This is a genomic window from Paraflavitalea devenefica, from assembly GCF_011759375.1.
In the GTDB taxonomy this organism is placed as follows: Bacteria; Bacteroidota; Bacteroidia; order Chitinophagales; family Chitinophagaceae; genus Paraflavitalea; species Paraflavitalea devenefica.
The window spans coordinates 684,782-704,444 of sequence record NZ_JAARML010000001.1; the positions used below are offsets into that span (position 1 = coordinate 684,782).

The following is a 19,663-nucleotide window of genomic DNA, read 5'->3' on the forward strand; positions in this document are numbered from 1 at the left end:
GACACTTATGAACTTTCGCCTGGAAGACCTGATAACTGTTACCTTCACCTTATTTGCGATCATTGATATTTTGGGGTCTATACCCCTGCTCATTACGCTGAAACAGAAAATGGGCGGCATTGATGAAGGGAAGGCCACGCTCGTATCCGGTGGTCTGATGATCCTGTTCCTGCTGGTCGGCGAGAAGTTCCTGCAAGTGCTGGGATTGGATGTGGGGTCTTTTGCCGTGGGCGGCGCTATCGTGATCTTCATCCTGGGACTGGAAATGGTGCTGGGCATTGAATTTTTTAAAAGTGAAGCGGATGCCAAATCCGGCACCATTGTACCCATTGCTTTTCCGCTGATTGCGGGTTCCGGTACGCTAACCACCATTATTTCCCTGCCGGCCAATTACAGCAAATGGGTGGTTTTCTTCGGTATTTTGATTAACCTGGTGATTGTTTACGTTGTTTTGAAATCCCTGACCTATATTGCGAAACTTTTGGGACCGGGAGGATTGTTGGCGGTGAGAAAGTTTTTTGGCGTAATTTTGCTCGCCATTGCCGTAAAAATCTTTGCAAGCAATGTCGGCGGATTGATCAAATAGTGTATTTGGCTTCGTAGTACAATGGATAGTATAAGAGTTTCCGAAGCTCCAGATCCAGGTTCGATTCCTGGCGAAGCCACTTCGATAGGCCTTAAGTTATGATGAGGTTGCCTTAAACAGGCAGCCTTTTTTCTTGCGTATTGGGGTTCCCAATTACAAGGATACCGGCCACAAACTGAAAAAGCGTTCGATCGAACGCTTTTTCGTAGTTGACTGTCCAGTTTTGGGTACGGCTCCTGGTATTCAATCTATTTTTGAGGCCTGGCCTGCATTGATAAACTTACTGTATTTCTTTTCGGGCTAAGCCTGAATACAACCCCGTTTCCGGGCTTTGAAAATCTTCCTGACAGGGCAGTAACCTGGTAATCAAAATTTTCAAAGCTGCATGCCAGTTTTTCCTGCGATATACTGTTAAAGGGTATTTTGGCACCAGGGGCCACATTCAAGTCAAAATACCAATTGACAGCAGCATTGCCTGTCAACCTGATGTAGATGTTTTTCTCTTTAAGCTCTATCTGAAGCTTTCCTCCTGCTTTGAGTGGCCAGGAAACAAACACGGTTTCTTTACCAACGTTGGTAATAAAGGGGTCGTCGCCTTTGAGCAGCACTTCCTTTCCCTTGGTAACACCCATAAGACGCATACCTGCTAACTGATCGGGCTTGCTCCAGAGATATCCGTCCACAACAGGCAGTGTAAAAAAGCTGCATTCGTTGGAGGTGGCAGTTTTTGTCGTATATATATCTTCAAAATCTTCATTGAACAGGTGTATATCCCGGATGCGCAGAGTGCTATCTTCCCAAAGTATATTGATCCTGTAAAAACGGCTGTTGTACCATAAGGTCTTCCGGTTGCTACCTTTTATATCTTTGGTAACAGCAAACGAAGTGGGAGGCGTTATGGGGTAATTTGATTTGAACCATTTACCTGATTGTTCCATTGTCTCCAGTCTTATCTTCCCTGCTTCCCGCAAACTTGCCAGCAAGGGCATCTGGATCTCAAAACCTTTCTCCATCCCACTCCAGGTAAAGGAATTTTCCTGTCCGGCTTGTGTATAATTAAAGCCCAGGGCCGGGTCGTTGGCAAATGTTGTAAGGAACCAGTTAACCCAGGTTTCGTTACCACCTGCCTGGTCATAAACGGGTTCAAGCGTTATAACGCCCTGCCTCCGGGAATTGATGCCCTGGTCATACTGGCGTACAGGGTCGCTTCCCAATAGGCGGAATACCGGAACAGGTATTTGTTTCTCTGCATGCTGTGCGGGCATATAGGAATTGATCTTACTGGGGTAATAGGCCTGGTTCCAATAACCGCCCCATAGGGTATAGCCATCTGTTCCATATTGGTCTTTACAGTTGGCTGAAGCAGTGATATGATACTTTTCCCATAGGTAATTCAGGGTGTGCGCGTCAATAAACCAGGAGGCTACCGAGCGGGGGTAGTAACCGAAAATGCGTTTGAATTCTTCCATGTAAACATCTGCAATCCTTTCGCGTTCTGCCGGGGTATAGCCGGTAGAAAAACCAACGTCTGCATGCCAGTCCCAGGGATAGCGGCCGCGCCATCTAAGTCCGGCCTTTTCAACCAGGGGCTGGGGCAATTCCCACCAGGCGCCTATTTCAAAAGAATCTGCAGGCAGGCTTTTCAACAACGTTTGATACCGGGTGTCTATAAGGGCATCGTATTGCAAAAGGAAAGTGCCGGGAACCCGGTATTTCTTCATGATCTCTACCTGTTTTACTACAGTCTGGTATAAAACATCCTGGGTTATCCTGGGGTCCCGGGGTTCCAGCAACCTGATGAAATTAACGACATTAACGATCTTGGGCTCCGGGGTCTTTTTGTTATTAATTTCTTTTTGCCCGGCAGCATGAAAACAAAAACAAGTAATGGTCAGGGAACAGATGAATACTCTTTTTATCAGGATCATATAGGTTGTATCGTAATGAAGAAATGCTGACATAAAACAGACAGGCAACATACGATTGCCTGCCTGTTTTTGGGATGATTACCAATTAGGGTTTTGTTCCAGCTTTTTGCCGTTCGCAGCATAGAATGCAACTTCTTTGGTTGGTAAGGGTTGAAGATAATCCTTTGCCGGATCGAACTTGCGCCCCTTTTCTGCAATCAAAAAACCGTTGGCATCCACTCTCGACAGAAAGGAGGGATCGTTATAAGGCGCCTTTGTGGCCCAGTCGGTACCTGTGATCTTTATGCCTTTTACATCCTGCGGCAATTCGGTTTCGGCAGTTTTCCACCGGCGGATATCATCGTACCTGAAACCTTCCAGCGCTAGTTCAACCGTGCGTTCACGGCGCAGCTCGGTGCGCATATCGAGGCTGTTCGCGGTGATGAAACTGTTGGTAAGATGGGGCATATTTACCCGGTCCCTGAGCTTATTGATAGAAAGATCAAGATCATTATCGGTTATGATACCATTTTTCTCGTACAAGGCTTCTGCATAGATCAGCAGAACTTCCGCATAACGAATGAGGTGACGATCGAAATCAAACAGGCTTCCATCACCCATACGTCCGGAGTTATTGGCAACGGGGTCTTCCGACATGTACTTATAAAGTATATAGCCCGTATTAAAATTTCGTTGCGGTTTGTCGGGCCAATTGGCCACTTTATTAACCGGATTGAATACGCGGTTGGTTAAAGTGCCAGGAATGATCATGGTCATTGTCATGCGCGGGTCCCTATCCTGGAATTCGCTGATAAAAGTTTGGTACCCCTGAAATACAGTGCCGGGGACAGTAATAGGAAGCCCGTTTTTATCCAGGTACATATCCACCATCTTGCGTGTAGGATTATAACCATCCTGATCATACATGTAAGGCGCGTCGTGTCCCAGGATATTGCGTGCATACCGCCGGTCTAAAATGGATTCTTTTGAATCGTCTCCGGCTTCGAGAAAAAGGTAACGGTAGCTTTCTGCGCCACGCCCCTGGTAGAGCTCATAAACATTGCTGTTGATTAATTCGCGAGAGTCAGCAATGGCCCTGTCCAGGTAGGCGTCCGCGCTGGCATCGCCCCTGAACTTTTCCCAGGTACCTTCAAAAAGGGCCACCCGGGAAGCCAATGCCAGTGCGGCGCCCTGGGTGATCCTGCCGACATCACCAGCCGGCAGGGCAGACTGAGCCGGCAAATCGTTTTTGGCCTCTTCCAGGTCTTTGAGAATAAAGTCGGCGGTTTCCTTGCGACTTGATCTGGGAGTAAACAGTTCAGGGTCGCCGGTGGAAAGTACTTTGGCGATCAGGGGAACACCTCCATAAATTCTTAACAGTTTCCAATAATACCAGGCCCGGAAGAATTTTGCTTCTGCGACATATCTTTTTATTTCCGCGTCAGTGGAGCCGGCACCTTTTTCAATGATCTTGTTAGCAGACCGGATATTACCATAGCTGCCGTTCCATTGACCTGAATTTTCTGCAGGCTGGTAAGATCCGTTACTGACCGTATTGGGAACATTAAAAGCGATATCGGATTCGGTATCTTCCGTACCAAACCTGTCTAAACCATTGTACAAATTATTGGCGGCGAGTTTGAAGTCATTGCCTGTTTTCCAGAATGTAGCGTCGGTCACACTGTCCTGTGATACCAGATTAAGGTCTTTGTTACAACCGCTCCAGGCAATGGCGGCGAGCAACAGCCAGTACATCCTATACCTGTTAACAGGCGCCGGCCAAACCGTTTTCCAGCAAAAAGAATTATTTTTCATGTTGCGTAGATTAGAATTTTACGTTTAAACCCAATGAATACACTTTGTTGAATGGATAGGTCCCTTCATTCCGATACCCGTCCTCAGGATCAAAATTTCCGCCCAGCGTGCCTTTTGAAAAGGTAAACAGGTCCTGTCCGCTGAAATAGATGCGCGCTGATTTTATTTTGACGGCATTGGTAACTGAAGCGGGCAGTGTATAACCGAGGGTAATTAGTTTTACACGCAGGTACGATACATTTTGCAGTGTCATTGCGGAGGGGCGATAGTTATAGTTCTTTACGTCGTCATATCCCACGTTGCCGGGGAGGTACCGGGGATAAGGTGCATCGGGCCTGTCAGGAGACCAGGTCTTGCCGTAATAGTATTGCAGCGAAGGCCAGAAAAAAGTATTAGGCTGACTGATAGCCCCTTCGTAAATAACATTACGCTTACCAACGCCCTGCAGGAACAGTTGCAGATCAAAGGCCTTATAGCCTACGTTAAAGTTCGCAGAATAAGTGAACCGCGGCATCAGGTTACCCAGGTAAACCATGTCTCCTGCCAGCCCCTTGGTTTTGTCTCCAAATGCAGTCAGCTTGCCGTCGCCGTCCACATCTTTATACATCACATCCCCGAAGCTTATCCGGGAAGGAATGCCCTGCAGTTTTTTGTAATCATCCAGTTGTTTCTGTGTTTTGATAATGCCGTCATATACATAACCGAAATAAGAGTAGATAGGAAAACCTTGCCTGAACTGGTTCAGGCCTTCTCCGTAATTGTCGGTATTCTTCAATTCAACAAGCTTGTTCTTATTGTCACTCAACTGCAGCGTAACACTGTACCTGAAATCTTTAACCTGGTCTTTCCAGGTAACGATCATTTCAAAACCTTTTGTATCCAGCTTGCCCTGGTTGGTAGAGGGAGGTGTGGCGCCGTAAACCGCAGGAACAGCGACATTCACCAGCATGTCATTATTAATTTTGTTGTAGTAATCAAAAGAGAAGCTCAGCCTCGATTTGAGGACGGAGAGGTCAAGACCAATATTGCGGGTTTCGATTGTTTCCCAGGTCCTGTCTGAAGATGCCGGGTTTGCATTAGCCCCGGTTAATCCTGCATTGGGAGCGCCCAGTGGATAGTTGCCACCAATGGTCACCAACGGGATATAATCATACAGACCCAGTTGACCTATTTCCTGGTTGCCCATTTTACCGTAAGACAATCTCACTTTCAGCAAGTCGAAGACCTTGAGGTTCCTGATGAAATTTTCTTCTGAAAGGTTATAGGCTAAAGCTCCGGAAGGGAATACGGCGCTCCAGCGTTTTTCCGGCGCGAACTTGGAGCTTCCGTCCGCACGGGCGGTAAAGTCCACTACCAGCTTTTCTTTGAAAGTATAGCTTAGCCTGCCGAAATAGGAGGCAAGCGCCTGGTTGTTCAGGTAGCCGGAAAAGTTAGCATAAGCCGCCTTGGTCCTGTCTGCCAGATTAAGGGTAAAAATATCATTGCTTGTAAAGTTATAGCCGTTGGTGGACTGGCCTTCCCGTTTAGTCTGTTCCAACGAAGCGCCTCCCATGAAGTTTATACGATGGTCGCCTCCCAGATCTTTGGTATAATCCAGGTATAGCTGGTATAGCTTGTTCAAAGATTTATCATTGGCGTAATTAGCGGAATTGGGCGTATTACGCACGTCCTGGATCCCGCCCGCCCAATTGTAGCGGGTGATCGTCCGGTTGGTGGTGCTGCGGTTCTGGTAATCCAGTCTCACTGCTGCCTGACCCGTTAGTTTAAGACCCGGTATAATGGTGTAATCTATTTTGATATTTGAACCAAATCTCGACAGGTTGCTCAAGCTGGTCCCTCCTTCTTCCAAATACTGGGCAGGACCTTCGTAGCCCTGATAGCCATAGAATTGCCCCAGCGGGTTATAGACAGGTTGATAGGGAAACTGCCTGGTTACATTGGTGAGGGCACTACCTAACAGGGTTGGGGTAACTACTGCCCGGTTGTCAAAGTACGATCTCGTTTCAACCGACAAACGGCTGCTCAATTTGAAATCATAGTTCAGGCGGAGATTATACCCATCGGATTTGTTGACCCCATAACGTACAACACCATTATCACGGACATAGCCAACAGACAAAAGATAGTTATTATTGTCCCCGCCACCGGAAACGCTGATATTGTGGATGTGCTGCGTGGCGTTTTTGTACACCACTTTATTCCAGTTGGTATAACCATAAAAACCGGGATAGTTAGTAACTCCATAGTTCCATCCGGTGGGATCTGGTGCGGCATTGTTCTTTATTTTGTCGAAGACTTCCTGCGGGAAGCCATTGATGCCGGCATTGCGCAAGCCTTCGTCCATGAATTCAGCAAACTCAAGGGTGTTTTGCATCTTTCTTAAGTAGGTGGGTGTCTTATAGCCCACGTTGGCAGTATAGGTCACAGAAGGAGGGCCTTTCCGACCGCGTTTGGTTGTAACAAGGATCACGCCATTGGCTGCCCTTGCTCCATAAATAGCTGCTGCTGCATCTTTAAGAACGGTCACTTCGGCAATGTCGTTGGTATTGATCGTATTGATGTCGCCAGGTATCCCATCAAGCAGGACCAATGGCTCATTACCATTCACGGAAGAAAACCCCCTGACCTGGAAACCATAGGTAGTGCTTCCCGGCTGCCCGCTTGCTTTGGTGATCGTTAAGCCTGGAATGGCACCCTGCAACGCGTCATAACTATTGTTTAAAGGCCTGCTTTCAAAGACTTCGGACTTGACAGTTGAGATGGCGCCCGTGATAGCACCTTTGGCCCTGGTGCCATAACCGACCACTACAACAGCATCAAGGTTAACCTCTATCCTGGTCAGGCTTATGTCGAATGTTGTTTTTTCCCCGATGATGACCTTTTTCGTCCGGAATCCCAGATGGGAAATAACCAATACGCCACCCTGTGCAGGTATATCGAGAGAGAAGAAACCTTTTTCATTGGTATTCGTGCCAATGGAAGTGCCTTCGAGGGTTACCGAGGCGCCGGTCAATGGTTCTTTATTCAATTCATCGCGTACAGTCCCGGATATCACAGGCATACGCTCGTCCCTTTTAATGCTGTCTGGCCGTATAGCCGACCGGGCAAAGATCAGTACTGTCTTGTTGGAAATAGAATAGCCGATCGGTTGTCCTTCAAAGCAGATATCAAGTACCCTGGTAATGTGTACATTTTTTACCTTGATATTAATGGGCTTTAAGTTTTTGATCGTCTCGTTGTTGTAAAGAAAATCGAAGTTCGTCTGCTTCCTAAGCCGGGCGATGACTTCTGTAAACTTTGCATTTTTAGTTTCTATAGAAACTGTTTGGCCGAAGGTTTCAGCCTTAATTTGTACAAAGGTGGCAAACAATAAAATGGCAGTCAGCTTCATTTTCAGGCATAGATTGGTATGGGCAAAAAGATGCCGTCTGAACAGTAGTTCAGTAATTTTTTTATACATTTGATTGTTAGGTTTTAATTTAATGTGATCAATCGTTAAGTAACTACCTGACTCAGCCTCAGGCTGATAATCAGGGACGCTTCCGACGTCCCTGGTTTTTGTAGTCTGCTCAAATTGTCTTAGTGCTGTTTTTCGATATGGCTCCTTTTTTATAAGTGTTTAGAAATGGGGTTGCTTATCCGTTTTAGACCCAGCTATTGGTTCACTTTTTTGGAGACAATAATTTTGGGTCCTGACAATTGAAAGTGCACATTCCCGATCTTTTCCATGTTTTGCAGTAACTGGCTCAGGTTGGATGACCGGGAGAAGGTCCCACCGAATCGCTCTTTACCTAAAGCCCCGGTAAACTCAACATCTACATCGTACCACCTGCTGATATTTTTCATGATGGTTGTCAGGTCCTGGTTATCAAACAGAAAATAACCATTCTTCCACGAGATGGCATCTTCCGCATTTACCGCCCGGATATCAATTTTTTCGGTGGTGCGTGACAGGCTTGCCTGTTGTCCCGGCCTTAGTAAGCCCGAAGAACCATTTGCTGTATTGGTGATCCTGACGCTGCCTACAAGCAATGTGGTACTAATACCTGGCTCATCATCATACGATCTGATATTGAAATGGGTGCCAAGTACGGTGATCTCCTGCCTGCCCGAGATCACCTTAAAAGGATGGTTTTCCCGGTGAGCTACTTCAAAATATACTTCCCCTATAACGCTGACCTTTCTTTCCTCTTTGCTGAAGGGCAACGGATAGGTTATTGAAGAGGCTGCGTTCAGCCAGACTTTCGTCCCGTCTGCCAGTGTGACCTGGAAATGTCCTGCACGAGGCGTTGACAACGTGTTGTAAAAATCCTTTCCTGCTGACATGCCACTTTGGTTAGCTGAACGATTGTAACTCAGCTCTCCATCGACATTGTTGTAAATGGTCATGCCTGCATCTTCGCCGATCATCCCGTTTTTTGAGTCTTTTAAAACCACTTGCCGGTTATCAGAGAGCGTTAATACGGCCCTATGAGCGCCAGGTTTATAGTCGGGGGGAATACCTGCCAGCTCTGAAGGCTCCTTTGCTCTCTCTATTGGGGCCTGTCTGGTGAGCATAATATACAGCGTCGATGAAATAAGCAATAAGACCGAAGCGGCTGCAGCCAGTGGCTTCCACCGGGGCCTGTGCACCACTTTCTGATGCCTGGGTTTAATGGAGTGCCACACTTCGTCTTTTAATGTTTCCAATTCTTCAGGGGCGATCTCTGTCGCTTCCGGTTCCCATTGCAGGTACCAGCTTTCCAGCAATACCAGTTCTTCTTTTGTAATGGTGCCTTCTTTATATTTTTCTAACAAGTCCCGGATTTCCGTCGTTTGCATGCAGGATGGTGCTTTGGTATTAATAACAGGGAACATATGGGGCAGGGGGGTAAACAATAATAATTTTTTCAGGAGGGCAAATACTTTCAGGAGTGTGCGGGATGGCAGTTGATAAAAATAGCTGTAGTTTTAAGCGCTAAAACGTTTAAGCTTTCAACAATGGCAGGCTACGATTGCATGCAGGATACGGAGTTGGCTGCTTTGATCAAAAGCAGTGATGAGCATGCTTTTGCAGCGTTGTATAACCGTTATTTCAGTGTGCTTTACCTGCACGCTTTCCATCGTTTGAAAGATAAGGATGAAGCAAAAGACCTTGTACAGGACCTTTTTTTACGACTTTGGACTCAAAGGGAAGACCTGCCTTCCGGTATAAACTTTACGGCCTATCTCTATGCTGCTGTCAGGAACCGGGTACTTAATATACTCGCGCACAAGTGTGTAGAAAATAAATTTCTTTTAACCTTCCAGGAATCCACCACTACAGAGGCCATCACGGACCACCTGGTACGGGAACACCAGCTTGCCGCTATCATAGAAAAACAGGTCCGTCTTCTGCCACCCAAAATGCGGCAGGTTTTTGAGCTAAGCCGCAAGTCTTATATGACACACCATGAAATCGCTGAGCGCCTGGACCTGAGCGAGCAATCGGTCAGAAGCCATGTGAAAGGAGCGCTCAGATTGTTACGGGCAAAGCTGGGGATCTGGTTGTATACCGGCGTGCTCATGGCTACCTTGTGGTACTTAGCCTCCCGGTAATTGGCCAAAAACATCCCTCAAACTGTCGCATTTACACCTCCTCTGAGAAAAAGATAGTTCCCACCTTTGTATTGCCCCTTCACTCAGCCGCCTGACCAATCATTTATTCATCAAAAAGTATAGTTTATGATTATTGTACATGACATTTTCGTTTGCAAACCCGGCAATGCCTCCAAACTGGCCAAATTGTTTAAGGAAGTGATGACCGGCAATGAGGAGCTGGTGAATATTATGACGGATGCAACCGGTCAGTTCAACCGGGTGATCGTTGTTACCAAATATGAAAACCTCACCGGATACGAGAAGAGCTGGGAGAAATACCAAAAAGACCCTGAGGCCATGAAGAAAATGACGGAGAAGATGTCCGGGTATACGGAAATGTACCTCACCGGTTCCCGGGAGATATTCCAGGTCTGGTAAACACCCTCCTTCTATCTTAAACTGCTTAACCGATAATTTCCCTGGTGATAGCCGTATTGCCGGGGAGAATTGTTGTGCTTATTTGAGAATATATTAGCTTCTACCCAACCTTTCTCCTTTTTTGCACCGTTCATTTGGATAAAGACGTTAGCATGAAAATTTTTATCCAATTGATAGGGGCCAGTGTACTTACCGGACTATTATCCTGCCAGAAAGCCCCCTTAGAAGAACCCACCGACCTCGTCGTCTCAGCAACGGTAGTGGCTGCCGGTGAGCTTGTTACGGCCAAAGTTGTAAACCCCCGCCCCGGCACTTCTTATGAGTGGTATGTGCCCGACCACCTCGACCTCGACGCCATACAGGATACTTCAAAGATCCGCGTACTGTATGCCCGGGCAGGCCTGGATTCCATTATGGTAACTCTGTGGCAAAATGGTACCCCTTATGCATCTTTCTCCAAAGCGGTACAGGTAAAAGGAGATTATTTCTCCGTACCTGATAATTTGCCGCAAAATTCAACGCAATCAATTACCGGTGATAAGCTTTCCCTGATACCTTTTTTCATGCCGGATTCTACTTTAGCTTTTGTTTTAAGGACCAATGCTGCGTACAACTGCCTTAATTCCTATATTGTTGCTCGTAATACCGGCTTCGGCAATACGATCAAAGCCTCCTTTAACGGAATATGGAAAACCGGCGTCTGTGAACCCGGGAATATGAGGGCCACAGGCGTATTGCTTACCAACACCTACTATAGAGATGGTTCATGGCCTATTGAGATAACATTTGGCAACAAAATATATCACGGAACCCTTACAGTGTCGGACTACCAATTAAAATATGAATTTACCTGGCCCGACGATACGGAGGTATATATCCACCCCTATTCACTCGGACATTATTAACATGCACATGATGGCTACCTTTAAAACAGCATGCGTTGCAGAACCTGAATGAGATCATACAACTATGTGTCAGCAATGACCGCCTGGCGCAAGAGAAGTTTTACCGGCATTTTTATCCTTCTATGTTTTGCCTGTGTAAAAAGTTCTTCCGGGATGACCATGCCGCATTGGAAGCCGTTAATGACGGAATGATCAAGGTTTTCCTGCATTTACCCGATTATAAAAGCGAAAAAGGCGCCATTTTCAATTGGGTATATACCATTGTCCGCAATACGGCATTGGATAAGTTAAAAGTGGCCATTAAAATCCCTGTCGTTGATGTAGCTGTAGATGAATACGAAACGGAATATATAACGGGCAATATCCTGCAGCACCTGGAATGGAAAGACATTTACCGTTACCTGGACCATTTACCGCCCGCCACACGACTGGTGTTTGGTTTGTTTTACCTGGAAAGTTATACGATACCCCTGATTGCCGAAAAGTTACAGATCAGTATTGGGACAGTGAAGTGGCATTTGAGCGAAAGCCGGAAGATCATGCAGCCAATACTTAAAAAGCATTTTTCATTTTAAAGATGTTTAGCAGTGAATGATCAACAATTCCATAATAATTTCTTTACTGAAGAAAACAGCCCGGTGCCGTTAATTCCTGCTGATGATGCCTGGGAAGCTATGCAGGCAAAGCTGAATAACCAGTTGCCCCAAAAGAAGAAGAGAAGAATGCTGCTCTGGCTTCCTCCTGTTGGCTGTGCGCTGCTGTTGTTATTGCTGTTGGGCGGAGGATATGGAATATGGCAGTATGCTATGCGGGAATCATTGCCGCAAAACCAGGATCAGTCCAACAAGCGTTCAACGCCTGCTGCAACAGCAAGCAACTTACCCGTGCATGAACAGGCTGCACCAGCTAACCAGGCAGATACTCACCATCAGTTGTTACATAACGCTACGCCTGTTCCTCCTGATGATGATACGCCTGTCCATTCCGGGGTATCAAAGAAAGCAACAACCTTACTTTCCGCTATAACCGACAATATCGCTCAGCCTGTGCAACGCCACAATAAAAAACTGGCAGGACCAACAACCCTCCAGCCTGGTACACCGCAGTTGTTGGAAAAAGAGTCTAATGGTGTGAAGGCAACTCATTCCACCAGCTCTTTACGCCCTTCACCAGTGGCAGGCATCCGGTATGAGGCTTTGATAGCTATACAGCCCGCAAGGGCGCTGAAGCCTCTATGGTTACCGCAGGGATCATTGTCTAATGATTCCTCCGGTAACAAGCCTGCCCCTAAATATATTTTTGCGATGGGATTGCAGGTGGAAGTTCCTGTACCTATTTATCCGCCCGATGTATATTTTAAAAACCCGGAAGCGAAAGACAGGTTTTATCAGCCCATTTCACCGGGCATCTGGGCCAGCATCACCAGGTGCCGGCACCGGCTCACCGGAGAAATTAAACCTTTTGCCAGCGCCCTTTTACCTGATAAGGCTTTTGAAACGGGTATCATTATCCTACCCGATAGCAGTATGTTTACCGGAGAGAAAAAACTGGTGAAAGTTTTCGGTGCTCAATTCGGGCTGCAGTACACCTACCGGGTAGATAAACATTGGTGGGCAGGACTCGGTGTAGATTTATCCAAGTGGCGCAAAGCATTAATCCTTGCCGAAGACCCGGACACACTTTCAAGCTCTCTCTTATATGGCGTACATAAAGACGAAGCGCCATACCTGAATTCAACGCAGTCAGGCGGCGTTATTCACCTCGCTTACGAGTCAAAGGCCTGGACAGGCACGCTCCAGATAGGGACTCCCTTTAGGCCTACTGTTCAACGTGGATCTTTCCCGGTATGGATAAGACTTGGCGTACGGTTACGGCTGCTGCAAAGCAAACAGGCGGCCTCTGCAACCACCCTTCCTGTACAGGAAGCTCCCCGGCCACAGTGACGTGGATTAACAGGCGCCTATGAAATTTTAATTATGAACGGGGTTGTATTTAATGCATTCCTTAATACTTTCGGTGCATTAAGTACAACCCAATCGTTCATTATGAGAAGACATACCACGATCCTTGCCCTTGCTTTATTACTGGCAGGCAACGCCACCTTTTCCCAAACGACAGACTCCCTGATCGTTAAAAGCATTGTGGATGAGGCAACCAATAATTCCCGACTGCAAAAGCTGGCGCATGAATTACTGGACGGAATAGGTCCGCGGCTGGTGGGCACGCCCCAGATGAAGCAGGCCAATGACTGGGCCATAGCCAAATACCAAAGCTGGGGCATCACCGCCAGGAGCGAACAATGGGGCGAATGGCGCGGCTGGGAAAGAGGCATCACCCATATAGATATGGTATATCCCCGGGTGAAATCGCTGGAAGGAATGCAACTGGCCTGGAGCCCTTCTACAGCAGGCAAAACGATCACGGCCGAGCTGGTGATCATCCCCGACCTGGCAGATTCTGTTGCCTTTCAGCAATGGCTGCCGGCCGTGAAAGGCAAGTTCGTCATGATCTCGATGGCCCAACCCACCGGCAGACCCGATTATAACTGGGATGAATTTGGCACCAAGGAATCTGTAGAGAAGATGAAAAAGGAACGTACCGCGCAAACAGACGCCTGGCGTAACCGGATCAGCAAAACAGGTTATACTGCCCGCACACTCCCACCGGCACTTGAAAAAGCAGGCGCAGTGGGTGTGGTGATGAGCAACTGGTCGAACGGCTTTGGTGTGAACAAGATCTTCGGCGCTTATACCACCAAGGTCCCTACGATTGATATTGCCCTGGAAGATTATGGTCTTTTGTACAGGCTGGTAGAAGACGGCTCGAAGCCAAAGATCAGTGTACGCGCCGACTCCAAAGAGCTGGGCATGGTCCCCACCTTTAATACTATTGCCGAGATCAAAGGGACCGAGAAACCGGATGAATACGTGATCCTGTCTGCGCATTTTGATTCCTGGGATGGCGGCACCGGCGCCACCGATAACGGCACCGGCACTTTAACAATGATGGAGGCCATGCGCCTATTGAAGAAGGTATACCCCCATCCCAAAAGAACGATCCTCGTAGGTCATTGGGGCAGTGAAGAACAAGGGCTCAATGGGTCAAGGGCTTTTGTGGAAGATCACCCGGAGATCGTAAAGAATATCCAGGTAGTGTTTAACCAGGACAATGGCACAGGCCGGGTGGTGAATTTAGCGGGCCAGGGCTTTCTGCATGCTTATGAGTACCTGGGCAGGTGGCTGGCCAAGGTACCGGCTGATATCCGCACACCCATTGAAACAAGGTTTCCCGGCTCACCAGGTAGTGGGGGATCGGACTTTGCTTCCTTTGTAGCCGCAGGCGCTCCTGCCTTCTCCTTAAGTTCTACCAGTTGGTCATACGGCACTTATACCTGGCATACCAACCGCGACACGTATGATAAGATCGTATTTGATGATGTGCGCAGCAATGCGATACTGACGGCTATCCTGGCTTATATGGCCAGTGAGGATCCTGTTAAAACTTCGCGGGAGAAAAGCGTTTTACCGGTGAACCCCAGAACGGGTGAACCCGGCGCATGGCCTACACCAACTAAAGCAACACGCAAGGGCGGCGTGAATTAGAGATGCAACCTGATCTTTAGTTTATTGAGCACGATGGCTATGCCCATGATGATGATTGCATAGCAGGCCGACCAGGCAACTCCCAGCCAACCCTGGTGGAAAGTTTCCGGCATGAAGTATATACCAAGCCATACCTGCACATGGTATATAATGAAGGGCAGTATATAAACCAGCAGGGGATTGGAGGCAGCCGGTTTAAAGAAGGCTGTCCAGCTACTGTATTTCTTTACATCAATGAGCCAATATAAAAAGCTGAACAGGGCAGAACAGATGGCCACACAATATAAACACCAGGAAGGGGTGGCATGTATTTTTGAGATAGCGTAGTAAGGCCTGAGCAGCCAGGCAGCAATGGCGGTAACCACCACCAGTATAATGGCCTGCATGAAGCGCTGGGTATTGGTCTCTATCTTCTTCCTTTCGAAAAATAGTAATGACAATACGATACCGCTCAGCACGATGCTGGTATGGGAAGCGTGCCCTGACTGGCCGGCCATCCATTGCAGGAAAGCATTGTGTTCAGCAGCCGGTTGTTTCCCCGCGATGTACCACAGCACACAAACCAGGATCATGAACAGCAATCCCCTGATACTGCCACGTACCAACTGGTAAATGATGCAACTAAGTAAGTAAGCCCAGCCAATGAGCCCGAGAATGCCCCACCACTGTGGCGTAAGCCCTTTCGAACCATCCTCTCCGCCTTTGTAGATAAACCCAAGCCATAATAACCCGCCGGCCCCGATGGCCTGCAGCAGGTAGCCCCAGGTCCTTTGTTTAAAATAATACACATTCCAAACAAGGATGGCGCATGCATAAAACAACAGCGACCATAGATGGATAGACATGCCCATGGCCGCCTCATTGTAACCGCCTTCCGCATTAACCATAAAAATACCCAGCACCAGCAGGCCAATCGTTCGCCACAAGATATGCGCCTGTAGCTTCCAGAAGGAATCGCCTTTGGCGAGGCGATTGTTGAGGGCAAATGGCAATGACATGCCTACTATAAAAAGGAAGGCCGGGAACACAACGTCTACAAATGTCATGGCATCTGCATCAGCAGGCACGTGTTTCATCCAGGCGGGAATGCCGGATACACCTGCCACGTCATTAACAAAGATCATAACGAGGATGGTGATACCTCTCAATACATCGATGGAAAGAATACGCTGTGTAGTTAACGTATTGTACTTCATTGCGGGGGGTTGGGTTCTCTAAAAATACATTAAAAATAATTAATCCCTGAAATTGATCCCTTATCGAAAAAACGGTCAGGACTCAACGGAAATAATGTAAATTGGCCTCAACCACCTAACAATCATCATATTAAAACTAATGGCCAAACGACTGCTTTCCATTTTCCTCCTTATCCGGGGTTATGCAGCCTTCGCGCAGGATACTACTGCCGATAGTAGTTTCACCGCCACCGCCCTGCACAATGCAGTGGCCTCCTACCATCACTATATTGACAAACAATCGCGCCTCTATAATGGCATTGAATACATAGGTTATTCTCCGAAGATCGAGGGCATTCCTTATTTCCTGGAAAACACCTGGCAACGGGGAAGTATTGTGTATGATGGCATCGCCTATGATACGGTAAAGATGATGTATGATATGGTGAAAGACCGTGTGATCATCCTGCACTTCAATGGCTTTTACCGCCTGGCCCTGTTCAGCGAAAAGGTAACATCCTTTTCGCTCATGAACCACCACTTTGTTCGCTTCGAACAGGACAGCCTGGGCCGTTCACCCCTGGAAACAGGTTTTTATGATCAATTGTATACCGGCCCCTCTGCTGTGCTGGCCCGCCGAAGCAAGTTTATTGAAGAGACAGTCAGGGAGCAACTGGAAAGAAAGTTTGTTGAACAATATCACTACTATATTTATAAAGACGGCAATTACCATATTATAAGAACAAAGAAGGCCCTCTTCTCCCTGTTGAAAGACCGTGCCCGCGAGGTAAAACAATACCTGAGGAATCAAAAACTGAAGTTCAGAAAAGATAAAGAGACTACCATTCTGCAAGCGGCTACCCATTACGACTCCTTAAAAAACTGATATGAGACGACCACCTTTCCTTGTCCTGCTGGTTTTTGCATTGATGTGTTGTTGTGGCCAGGCAATAGCCCGGCAGGCTGATCCCAAACGGGTGAGTGTTGCCTTCAAGGACACGACTATTGATGTGATTGTCCAGGAGCTGGAACAACAAACAGGCTACCATTTCTTTTATGACCCCGTTCAGTTTGACAGTATCCGCATCAGTGTAGCAGCCACCAACCAGCCGCTTCAACAGGTACTTGAGCAAACTTTTTCCAATACCGGTTTTAGTTTTACGATCCTCGCCGACAGGCAATATGTATTACTCACTAAAGGCGTAGCCATCAAAACCGCCCTGCCGGACGGCTTTTTTGCCAGGACAATAAAAGATACGGTGCGCAGGGAACAGGCAGGCATACCGGATTATGGCGACAAGAAGAAGGTACGCGCTGATGCTTCTATTGAAAATAAGTTGTTTGAGATAGGCGCCAAAACCAGCAATCCGCCACCGGGCAATGTTACAGTAGCCGGCTATGTACGCAATATGAAGACCGGGGAACCAGTCGTGGGCGCTGCTGTAGCTGTGCAAGGCGCTTCCATCGGCGCCGCCACTGATCAATACGGTTATTATTCCATTACGATGCCTAAAGGAAGGTATGTACTGAATATACAGGGCATTGGCATGAAGGATACGAAACGTCAGATACTGTTGTACACCGGTGGAAAACTGGACATTGATATGGAAGAGCGTGTGACCTCGCTGAAAGAGGTGATCGTTTCGGCACAGAAGCTGGCCAATATCCGCAATGTGCAGATGGGAACAGAACGGTTGACAATCAGGGCTATTAAACAGATACCCACGGCTTTTGGGGAAGCAGATATTATCAAGGCAGTACTTACCCTGCCCGGCGTAAAATCGGTAGGCGAGGCCAGCACAGGATTTAATGTACGGGGTGGGGCCGCTGATCAGAACCTGATACTTTTTAATGATGCCACGATTTATAATCCATCGCATTTCTTTGGCTTCTTCTCTGCTTTCAATCCGGACATTGTGAAGGATGTGGAGTTATACAAGAGCAGCATTCCTGCCAAATACGGCGGACGTTTATCTTCCGTACTGGATATTTCCAGCCGGGAGGGTAATAAAAAAGAGTTTACCGGCACTGCCGGTATCGGGCTATTAACCAGCCGTATTAATATAGAAGGGCCTATCCAGCAGGAAAAAACATCGTTCATCCTGGGGGCACGCACCACTTATGCACGCTGGCTGCTGAAACTGCTGCCCGATGAATACGAGAACAGCAAGGCCTCTTTTTATGATGTGAACCTGCATATCAGTCATCAATTCAACAAGAACAATAACCTGTATATAACCGGCTATACCAGCAAGGACCGTTTTAACCTGAACAGCGATACCACGTACGGGTACAACAATAATAACCTATCCATTAAGTGGAAGCATATTTTCTCGAATAAAGTGACCGGCGTGTTCACCGCAGGATATGACCGGTATGCCTATCATATATCCAGTGAGAAGAATAAGGTGAATGCTTATAAACTGGGATTTGATATTAATCAGTTCACTGTTAAAGCTGACTTTACCTGGTACCAAAGTCCCCAGCATACGGTTGATTTTGGTGTAAGCACGATCCGGTATAAGCTTCATCCGGGCAATTACGAACCTGTAGGCAAGGAATCGCTGATCGTTCCCAATAAAGTGGCAGCGGAGCAGGCACAGGAAAGTGCGATCTATTTATCGGAGAAATGGAATATCACACCCGAGCTTTCCGTACAGGCCGGGGCACGTTATTCCCTGTACCACTACCTGGGACCAGGTGAAATTAACAGGTACGCCTCCGGACTTCCCAAGAACCCCGACAATGTAGTAGCAGTTAACAGTTATAAAAAAGGAGATGTGATACAAACGTATCACGGACCTGAATGGCGTCTTTCTGCACGGTATAGTATTACACCCAGTTTTTCTGTAAAAGCGGGGTATAATTCACTGCGCCAGTATATTCATATGCTGTCCAATACCACCGCCATTTCGCCCACTGATATCTGGAAGCTGAGCGACCCCAATATTAAACCGCAGCATGGCGACCAGGTTTCTTTTGGCCTGTACAAGAATTTTAAATCCAACTCTATTGAGACGTCTGTTGAGGTGTATTATAAACGTATTAAGGACTACCTGGATTATAAGAGCGGCGCATCCCTGGTGATGAACCACCACATTGAAACAGATGTGATAGGCACCAAAGGAAGAGCCTACGGACTTGAACTGATGGTGAAGAAACAGAATGGTAAGCTGAATGGCTGGATCAGTTATACCTACTCCCGCATACAGTTACAGATGGATGACCCCACTTCCGGAGAGATTATTAACCGCGGAGAATATTATCCGGCCAATTACGATAAACCACATGATGTAACGATGGTGAGCAATTACCGGTTCACCCACCGCTTCAGCATTTCCCTGAATGCCACGTACAGTACCGGCCGCCCGGTGACTTTACCGATTGGCCGTTATTATTATGGCGGTTCCTGGCGGGCACTGTATTCGGACAGGAATGCTTACCGTATCCCTGATTATTTCCGTACTGATTTTGCCATGATCGTGGAAGGCAATCATAAGGTAAAACAGAAGACCCATAATTCATGGACATTCGGATTGTATAATTTAACCGGCAGGAAGAATCCCTATTCTGTGTATTTCGTTTCCGAGAACGGAAGTGTGAATGGCTATAAGCTCTCCATTTTCGGAAGCATTATTCCTTTTGTTAATTACAATATTCGTTTCTAAATATTACG

Annotated in this window: 14 protein-coding genes and 1 tRNA gene; 10 read left to right on the forward strand and 5 right to left on the reverse strand. The window is 47.2% G+C overall.

Going from position 1 to position 19,663, the window contains the following annotated elements; genetic code table 11:
* Positions 1–7: 7 nt before the first annotated feature.
* The gene (locus HB364_RS02665) at positions 8–586 is read left to right on the forward strand and encodes a MarC family protein (protein ID WP_167286348.1); all 579 of its coding nucleotides are present in this window, start codon (positions 8–10) and stop codon (positions 584–586) included.
* A 7-nt stretch (positions 587–593) separates the two neighbouring features.
* Positions 594–665: transfer RNA gene (locus HB364_RS02670), tRNA-Arg, on the forward strand.
* Positions 666–834: 169 nt separating this feature from the next.
* Here the strand turns inward: HB364_RS02670 and HB364_RS02675 are convergent.
* The 4 genes from HB364_RS02675 to HB364_RS02690 form a co-directional block, all read right to left on the reverse strand.
* Complete coding sequence (locus HB364_RS02675; RefSeq protein WP_167286349.1) at positions 835–2,514, reverse strand: hypothetical protein; 1,680 nt, start codon at positions 2,512–2,514, stop codon at positions 835–837.
* A gap of 78 nt (positions 2,515–2,592) precedes the next feature.
* Positions 2,593–4,308 carry a RagB/SusD family nutrient uptake outer membrane protein gene (locus HB364_RS02680; RefSeq protein ID WP_167286350.1) on the reverse strand — a complete coding sequence of 572 codons (1,716 nt, stop codon included), beginning with the start codon at positions 4,306–4,308 and terminating at the stop codon, positions 2,593–2,595.
* A 10-nt stretch (positions 4,309–4,318) separates the two neighbouring features.
* Entirely contained in the window at positions 4,319–7,768 is a 3,450-nt protein-coding gene (locus tag HB364_RS02685; RefSeq protein ID WP_167286351.1) for a TonB-dependent receptor, read from the reverse strand.
* A gap of 194 nt (positions 7,769–7,962) precedes the next feature.
* Entirely contained in the window at positions 7,963–9,129 is a 1,167-nt protein-coding gene (locus HB364_RS02690) for a FecR family protein (RefSeq protein WP_167286352.1), read from the reverse strand.
* 159 nt (positions 9,130–9,288) lie between these two features.
* Between HB364_RS02690 and HB364_RS02695 the strand changes: the two genes are divergently transcribed.
* The 6 genes from HB364_RS02695 to HB364_RS02720 all read left to right on the forward strand — a co-directional run bounded on the left by HB364_RS02695 (position 9,289) and on the right by HB364_RS02720 (position 14,812).
* The gene (locus HB364_RS02695) at positions 9,289–9,885 is read left to right on the forward strand and encodes an RNA polymerase sigma-70 factor (protein WP_167286353.1); all 597 of its coding nucleotides are present in this window, start codon (positions 9,289–9,291) and stop codon (positions 9,883–9,885) included.
* Positions 9,886–10,011: 126 nt separating this feature from the next.
* The gene (locus HB364_RS02700; RefSeq protein ID WP_167286354.1) at positions 10,012–10,305 is read left to right on the forward strand and encodes an NIPSNAP family protein; all 294 of its coding nucleotides are present in this window, start codon (positions 10,012–10,014) and stop codon (positions 10,303–10,305) included.
* Between the two features lie 152 nt (positions 10,306–10,457).
* A complete protein-coding gene (locus HB364_RS02705; protein ID WP_167286355.1) occupies positions 10,458–11,210 on the forward strand; it encodes a hypothetical protein in 753 nt (250 codons plus the stop codon).
* A gap of 35 nt (positions 11,211–11,245) precedes the next feature.
* Positions 11,246–11,785, forward strand: a complete 540-nt coding sequence (locus HB364_RS02710) for an RNA polymerase sigma factor (RefSeq protein ID WP_246228291.1) — start codon at positions 11,246–11,248, stop codon at positions 11,783–11,785.
* A gap of 12 nt (positions 11,786–11,797) precedes the next feature.
* Positions 11,798–13,153 (forward strand): hypothetical protein, encoded by a 1,356-nt coding sequence (locus HB364_RS02715; RefSeq protein ID WP_167286356.1) that lies wholly within the window; start codon positions 11,798–11,800, stop codon positions 13,151–13,153.
* 102 nt (positions 13,154–13,255) lie between these two features.
* Positions 13,256–14,812, forward strand: a complete 1,557-nt coding sequence (locus HB364_RS02720) for a M20/M25/M40 family metallo-hydrolase (protein WP_167286357.1) — start codon at positions 13,256–13,258, stop codon at positions 14,810–14,812.
* Here the strand turns inward: HB364_RS02720 and HB364_RS02725 are convergent.
* A complete protein-coding gene (locus HB364_RS02725) occupies positions 14,809–16,008 on the reverse strand; it encodes a DUF5009 domain-containing protein (RefSeq protein WP_167286358.1) in 1,200 nt (399 codons plus the stop codon). The genes HB364_RS02720 and HB364_RS02725 overlap by 4 nt on opposite strands.
* 139 nt (positions 16,009–16,147) lie before the next feature.
* On the opposite strand from HB364_RS02725, the gene HB364_RS02730 reads away from it, so the two are divergent.
* Complete coding sequence (locus HB364_RS02730; RefSeq protein WP_167286359.1) at positions 16,148–16,873, forward strand: hypothetical protein; 726 nt, start codon at positions 16,148–16,150, stop codon at positions 16,871–16,873.
* Between the two features lies 1 nt (position 16,874).
* Positions 16,875–19,655, forward strand: coding sequence for a TonB-dependent receptor (locus HB364_RS02735; RefSeq protein ID WP_167286360.1), 2,781 nt, complete (start codon positions 16,875–16,877; stop codon positions 19,653–19,655).
* Positions 19,656–19,663 lie beyond the last annotated feature (8 nt).